This window comes from Thermoflexus sp. (assembly GCF_025055495.1).
GTDB lineage: Bacteria > Chloroflexota > Anaerolineae > Thermoflexales > Thermoflexaceae > Thermoflexus.
Map to the genome: position 1 here is coordinate 1 of NZ_JANWXB010000189.1, position 1,813 is coordinate 1,813.

Annotated in this window: 2 protein-coding genes; both read left to right on the forward strand. The window is 63.2% G+C overall.

All coding sequences use genetic code 11. The features are described 5' to 3' along the window. Positions 1-372: 372 nt before the first annotated feature. Positions 373-918 (forward strand): hypothetical protein, encoded by a 546-nt coding sequence (locus NZM16_RS06500; protein WP_295479413.1) that lies wholly within the window; start codon positions 373-375, stop codon positions 916-918. 37 nt (positions 919-955) lie between these two features. Next, on the forward strand, positions 956-1,687 hold the full coding sequence (locus tag NZM16_RS06505) for a metallophosphoesterase family protein (RefSeq protein WP_295479415.1): 732 nt from the start codon (positions 956-958) through the stop codon (positions 1,685-1,687). The last annotated feature ends 126 nt before the right edge of the window (positions 1,688-1,813 follow it).

A 1,813-nucleotide genomic window follows, 5' to 3' on the forward strand; every position in this document is an offset into this window, starting at 1 on the left:
CCCGCCCGCCCCCAACCCCCCTCAGGGATAGCGCTTAACGATTCCAAGCAGGAGCCGCACCCCTGGGAGCCCGCCGCAACAAGGCGGAATGACCCCACCTCTCTAATCTCCCCCTCCCCGCGGCCCAAGGGGCCATAAGCGGAGCGAGGGGCCTCACCGTCTGTCCGGCCATTCCCATCTTTCCTATGCGCCCATTGAAACACCTGGGGAAAACTTTGGCAAGATGCGGAGGGCATCCAAGCCGATGAGCAGTGAAGAGCTTCACCATCCGTCCCACTCCCTCATCCCCAAAGGGGATTGCCTGAGGCGGGATCTGGATTACAATTCGGGCAGATCCCTAAATCGGTTGATCTCTTTTCGGAGCGACCTTCGATGAACTGGCTGGATCAGCTGCCGCCGCGCACGCGCACACTGTATGTGGTGTTCATCAGCATCATCCTGGCGACGCTGCCCTGCTATGTGCTGGGCGGGGTATTGCTGACGATCGCTCGTCCAGCAGGGGCGCTTCCCGCTACCCCTACTGCCATGTTCCCAACGCTGACGCCCCTGGGGCTCACACCCGGGATCCTTCCGACCCCTACCTTCCCGTTTGGTCCCACGGAAACCCGACTCCCGACCCCTACCCAATGGATCCCGCCCACGTTCACACCGACCTTCACGCCCACGCCCTCCCGGACCCCCACGGCGACGGCGACGCCTACCCTGACGCCGACGCCCACCCTCACACCGACGCCCACGGCCACGTCGACCCCCACTTCCACGCCCACCCTGACCTCCACGCCAACCCAAACCCCCACACCGACGATCACGGCGACGCCGGAGACCCCTACACCCACCGGGACCCCGACGCCGGCACCACCGACTTCAACACCCAGCCCGACTCCGACGACCGGGCCTACTCCTACTCCCAGCCCATAGCATCTAAATTCAGAAAGCCGACCGCGAGGCCCGTTCGATGCGGATTCTGGTTCTCTCGGATATCCATGCCAACCTGGAAGCGCTGGAGGCTGTGCTCGCCGATGCGAGGACCTGGGATGCCCTCTGGTTCTTAGGGGATCTGGTGGGCTACGGGCCGGATCCGGTGGAATGCATCGATTGCATCCAGCGCCTGGCGGCGGTTGCCCTTGCCGGCAACCACGACTGGGGAGTCCTCGGCCAGGTGCCCCTCTCCGTATTTAACCCTGCTGCCCGCAAGGTGCTGGAGTGGACGCGAGGACAGCTCCCCTCCCGCCAGTTGGAATACCTGATGAGCCTTCCCGTTCAAGCGGAACAGGAGGGGATCACGCTGGTGCATGGGAGCCTGCGGGCCCCGATCTGGGAATATATCCTGGATCCCTACACGGCCTGGGAGAACATCGAGCGACTGCCCACCCGCATCGGCCTCTTCGGTCATACCCATGTGGCCATCGCCTACCATGTCCCGGATCGCGAGACGCTGCGGATGCATATCCTAGAGCCGCCATACGATGAGCCTATTGACCTGAAAACGGGATGGTGGCTACTGAACCCCGGGAGCGTCGGCCAGCCCCGGGATGGCGATCCGCGAGCGGCTTATGCCATCCTGAACCTGGAGGCGATGACCTGGATGTTCCGGCGGGTCCCTTATCCGATCGCTAAGACCCAGGCGAAAATGCGCCGCCTGGAGTTTCCATCGTTTTTGATCGAACGCCTGACGTATGGGGAATAGGATTTCATTTCCCCCTCCTTACGCTCCCTCGTGCTTTGTCCAGTTATCGACTAAGGATTCGAGGAATCGAAGCCAGTCCGGAAGGCCATGGCCCCTCCCCCCTTTCTCCCCCCTCCCCACGGCCCA